This is a genomic window from Acidithiobacillus sp. (genome assembly GCF_049965315.1).
Classification (GTDB): Bacteria; Pseudomonadota; Gammaproteobacteria; order Acidithiobacillales; family Acidithiobacillaceae; genus Acidithiobacillus_B.
In genome coordinates this window covers 1-4,759 of record NZ_JBMFWL010000055.1, presented here as the reverse complement: position 1 = coordinate 4,759, position 4,759 = coordinate 1, and the positions used below count along the sequence as shown (strand labels likewise).

Here is a 4,759-nt window from a genome sequence, read left to right as displayed (position 1 = left end):
CTTCCCTGCGAAATGATCGGCGATGACCGTCGCCAATCAACAACAATGCCCGGCAAGAAATGCAAATGACGCAAAGCGTTACGAAGGATTTCCCGTCGCTTTCGGAAGCATCCGTCACGCGCCAATGCCTCCCGGATCCATAAAGCCGATCTATGGATCTATCGCAAACCCTGCCGGGCGCGGCGCGGCGGGACGTTGTAAGCTTTGCGCATGCTTTACTTGCCAGCCGGACTCACAAAAAAGGTGCAGACTGATGAATACAACCCCATTTGACCTCACCATCATTGGCAGCGGCCCGGGCGGCTATCGTGCGGCGGTACTGGCTACCCTCCGCGGTCAAAAGGTAGCCATCATCGAGCGCGCCGCCTGGGGAGGAACCTGCCTCAACCGTGGCTGCGTGCCCAAGAAAGACTGGCATGAGACGGCGAAATGGATCGAACAGAGCCGCCATTTCCGCCAACGCGGCGTCGTTGGCGGCCCCTTAGGCGGGGACATGGACCAGGCCTGGCTCCATCAGCGCACGGTGGTGGAAACCGTGCGCAAAAGTTATATCGACTATCTCAAGCGCCTGGGCGTGCAGATGTTCAACGGCCACGGCCGCTTCAGCGATGCCCGACACATCCGGATCAGCGGCGCTGCCGGCACCCGGGAGATCAGCACCCGGCACAGCGTCATCGCCACCGGCTCCGCCCCCCTTCTCCCCGGCCCCATCGCTCCGCTGTCTGGCCGCATTCTCACCAGCGACATGCTTTTCGATGACGGCGTACCCCCTGGGCAGCGGGTCCTGCTGGTCGGCGGCGGCGTCATCGGCACCGAGTTCGCCTACATCTTTTCCCTGCTCGGCAAAGAGGTAAGCTGGGTGGTCCACTCCCCCGCCCTGGCCCACACCTTCTATTCCCCTCAGGCCAAGGATACCCTACGCGAGGCCATGGAGGCCCTGGACATCCGCCCGCACGCCGATTTCCACCTGACGCGCATGGAAGCCGTTGGCGAGAAGGGCGTCAGGGCCTTCGCCAGTGATGGCCGCATGCTGGAAGCCGACTGGGCCCTGCTGGCCACCGGCCGTAAACCCTTCACGGACGATCTGGGGCTGGAAAACACCAAGGTTGCGCGGGATGAAAACGGTTTCGTCCGGGTCAATGACTACCTGGAAACGGCAGAGGCCGGCATTTATGCCATCGGCGACGTGATCGGGCCGCTCATGAATGCCAACCAGGCCCTGGCCGACGCCACTTTGGCCGTCAACAACATCGTGGCCGCCAGCCCCAGGGGCCGCGACCCCTTGTGGGTACCGGAACTCATCTATTCGGCGGTGGAACTGGCGCGCATCGGCATGAACGACGATCAGGCCGAGGAGGAAGGCTTTGAGCCTGCCGTCGGTTTTGCCGCCTTCGAGACCTCCCCTCGCGCCCTCGGCCAGGATGACAGCCGGGGCTTTGTCCGGCTCCTGGCGGACATGGATAGCGGCGCGCTGCTGGGAGGCGAAGTGGTGGGTCGGGAAGCGGGGGAACTCATCCACCTGCTCTCCCTTTCCGCGGATCGGGAACAGTTCCTCCGTCAGCTCGCCCAAACCCGCTTCAATCATCCGGCGCGGGCCGAAGAACTGCTCAATGCCACGGAAACCCTGGCGGCGCGCTGGGGCCTGCAGGCGCAGATCTTCGGGGAGGACTAGCTGCTTCCGAAAATGCCCCATACCCCGGCGAGGATGGTGGGAAAGGCGAGGAAGAGATTGATGCCGGACAGAAAACGCACCTTGGCGGCGGCCCCGGCGGCCGCCTTCCAGTCTTCCCGCCTGATCGCCCGACCCATTTGCCGAAACGGTGCAAAAAAGACGTGCAGGGCCAGCAACACCATGCAGGTGCCTAACACCACCATGATCCACATGGGCGGGCTGAGGGCGCCAAAACCGCCATAGAGAAAGACCATGCCATAGCCGGTGACGACCAGCGTTCCCCCCGCCAGCCAGACCCAGGCGAAAAAACGCCTGAGCAGTCCATAAAGCAGATGGACGCGCTGATCCTGCGCCGCAATGAAGCGCCCCAGGAGGGGCGCCAGCATCAGGTCCAACATGAAGATCCCGCCAATCCAGATCACCACCGCCAGAACGTGAAAAAACTGCGCAATCAAGATCTCGTTCATGTCCCTTCCCCATGGCGCCCGGCGGCGCGGGTCGCCCACAAAAACCGTTCCGCATCCGCCAACTCCTCTCCGATTATGGTATGCCCCATGGCATATTCACGCCACAACCCCCGATAGCCCCGGGCTTCCAGAAGCCCGAAACCATGGCGGGCGAGGTCCAGCGGGATGATGGGATCGAAAGTACCGTGGGCCATGAAAATGGCCGGCGAATCCGCCGCCGCGGCGGGCAGGAGATCCTTGCGGGGCAGGTAGGCGCTCAAGGCCAGAACGCCAGCCACCGGCTCGCGGGCGTGCAACGCCGTATAAAGGGCCATGGCCCCACCCTGAGAGAAGCCTCCCAAAACGATGGGGCCCGCAGACCGGGCCCGCTCCGCGGCGAGCAATACCCCCAGCGCGCCGGCCATCGCCGCCAGGCCGTCGCCATCTTCTCCGGCAGCGCCCCCGAAACCGTAAATGTCGTACCAGGCCCGCATCCTGGCGCCACCGTTCAGGGTGACGGAGCGCACCGGCGCATTGGGGAATAGCCAGCGAACCCCCCTGCACCCTTCCATGGCCTCGGCAATCCCGGCGAGATCCTCCATATCCGCCCCCAGGCCATGAAGCAGGATGACGGTCAATTCGTTATCCGCTCCGCCCTCGCGCACGATCAGGCCCGGTTCCCATAGGGGGTCAGCCATGCTCGGGCCTCGCCAACTCTCCCTGGCTGCGGATGGCATCGAGCTTGCGATACAATGTTCGCTCGCTCACCCCCAGACGTTGGGCCAAGCTACGCCGGTCCCCCCCATGGCTCTGGCTCGCCCAGCGCAAGTAACGCTCTTCCAGCTCGGCCAGCGGAATGATCCCGGCCACGCCGGGCACCGCCTCGGGCACCGTCAATGTTTGCAGGGCCGCCCCTTTCTGCAAGGAAGGCGGCAGGTGCTCCGGCCGTATCCAGGTGTCATCGGCAAGCAGGGCCGCACGCTCCAGAATATTGCGCAGCTCCCGGATATTGCCCGGGTAATCATACCCTTCCAGCAAAACCAGGGCATCGGGATGGACGCGCAGCCCCTTTCCCACCGGCAAGCGCTGCAGTATGGCCTCGGCCAACATGGAGATGTCCTCCCGGCGGTCGCGCAAGGGCGGAAGAGAAATGGGGAAGGTGTTGAGGCGATAGAATAGATCCTGGCGAAAGCGTCCCTCCGCCACCATGCCTTCCAGATCGCGATGCGTGGCGGAAACCAGCCGGAATTGGGCACGAATGGGATCGACCCCCCCCACCCGCCGAAATTCCCCCGTCTCCAGGAGGCGCAACAACTTTACCTGCAGGCTCAAGGGAATATCGCCCATCTCATCGAGAAAGAGGGTGCCGCCCTTGGCCGCTTCCACCAACCCGATCTTGCGCGAATGGGCCCCCGTAAAGGCCCCTTTTTCGTGGCCGAACAACTCGCTTTCGAAGAGCCCTTCGGGCAACCCGGAACAATCCACCGGGACGAATGGTCCGTCATGGTATCTGCTCCCCTGATGCACCGCCGCGGCAGCCAACTCCTTGCCCGTCCCCGATTCCCCCAGCAACAGGACCGCCGCATCGCTGGGCGCGACCCGATGAATAAGGGCGATGGCCTGCATCCAGGCAGCAGAACGGCCCACCATGAGCGGCGCGGCCAGCTTTCCTGGTTCGCCAATGGGTGTCAGAAGCTCAAGAAAATAGACGCTTTCGCCGTTTTCATTGCGGATGGGGTACAGGTCGATCTGAATATTGCCCGCCTTGCCCGGATGGACCACGTGCTGGCCGGTGCCGGTCCGCTGACAATCCTCGATGGGACAATGCAGGCCCTCTCCCGCACAGGCATAACCCGCCTGTGCCATCAGATGGTAACAGGAGCGACCGCGCAAGGGCCGGCCATCGCCAAAGGTCCGGCGATAGGCCTGATTGGCAGCCAGAATGCTGTAATCCGCGCAGAGCAAGACCGCCGGTACGCTGAAGCAGTCCAGCAGCGAGGTCACCTCGGGTCGCAGTTGTCGCAGTAAATCAGCCATGGATCCCTCTTGACGGCCCGTGCAATGTACACGCCCACAACGCCTCGCTGCCAGCATTTTCCCCAGGCACCAGTGCCATGCCTTGTCGATAGCTCCTTGAATGGCCGGGATCCCTGGCAAGCTGCCTGGTATGGCCGCAAATCCCGGTCCCATCCCAGGTATGCCAATTATAGCAGCTATGGAAAACAAAAAAATGCCAGAAATGGCAGTCCGGCCTAAACAGGATCGACAGCATGACAGGCGGAACACCCTTTCCGCCCAGGGCGATAGTCATCTTTGTCCCATATAAACAAATTATTGCACGTCGATCGACGCTATTCCATACCTGTCAATCCGATTTGGCACAAGACTTGCCTGTAAAGATCGCCGACACAAATGGGAGGCGATCGGGTCATGATTTTCAGACAGCTATGCACCTCCGGTAGTGGCCTACTGACCTATCTGCTGGGCGATCCGGTGACGCGCGAGGCAGTGGTGCTGGATCCGCTCCCCGCACAGGTCGAGACGTTGCTGTCGTTCATGGCGGAGCGGGGCCTGGCCCTGCGCTATATCCTGGAAACCCACATGCATGAAGGCCACCGGGAGGCCGCCCTGGCATTGAAAC

Annotated in this window: 4 protein-coding genes and 1 pseudogene; 2 read left to right on the top strand and 3 right to left on the bottom strand. The window is 62.6% G+C overall.

Annotated elements, in window-relative coordinates:
- Positions 1-253 precede the first annotated feature (253 nt).
- Positions 254-1,672: a dihydrolipoyl dehydrogenase family protein gene (locus tag ACP5MM_RS09640; RefSeq protein ID WP_427932776.1), complete on the top strand. Its 1,419-nt coding sequence runs from the start codon at positions 254-256 to the stop codon at positions 1,670-1,672.
- Here ACP5MM_RS09640 and ACP5MM_RS09635 read toward each other — a convergent pair.
- From ACP5MM_RS09635 to ACP5MM_RS09625, 3 genes are read right to left on the bottom strand one after another with little or no spacing between them, the layout of a single operon-like run.
- Positions 1,669-2,139 (bottom strand): CopD family protein, encoded by a 471-nt coding sequence (locus ACP5MM_RS09635; protein WP_427932778.1) that lies wholly within the window; start codon positions 2,137-2,139, stop codon positions 1,669-1,671. The two genes, ACP5MM_RS09640 and ACP5MM_RS09635, sit on opposite strands and share 4 nt — an antisense overlap.
- The gene (locus ACP5MM_RS09630) at positions 2,136-2,816 is read right to left on the bottom strand and encodes an alpha/beta hydrolase (RefSeq protein ID WP_427932779.1); all 681 of its coding nucleotides are present in this window, start codon (positions 2,814-2,816) and stop codon (positions 2,136-2,138) included. Before ACP5MM_RS09630 ends, ACP5MM_RS09635 begins: the two co-directional genes overlap by 4 nt.
- The gene (locus ACP5MM_RS09625) at positions 2,809-4,155 is read right to left on the bottom strand and encodes a sigma-54 interaction domain-containing protein (protein ID WP_427934519.1); all 1,347 of its coding nucleotides are present in this window, start codon (positions 4,153-4,155) and stop codon (positions 2,809-2,811) included. Before ACP5MM_RS09625 ends, ACP5MM_RS09630 begins: the two co-directional genes overlap by 8 nt.
- 393 nt (positions 4,156-4,548) lie before the next feature.
- Between ACP5MM_RS09625 and ACP5MM_RS09620 the strand changes: the two are divergent.
- Positions 4,549-4,759, top strand: a pseudogene (locus ACP5MM_RS09620) (MBL fold metallo-hydrolase); the annotation flags it as partial.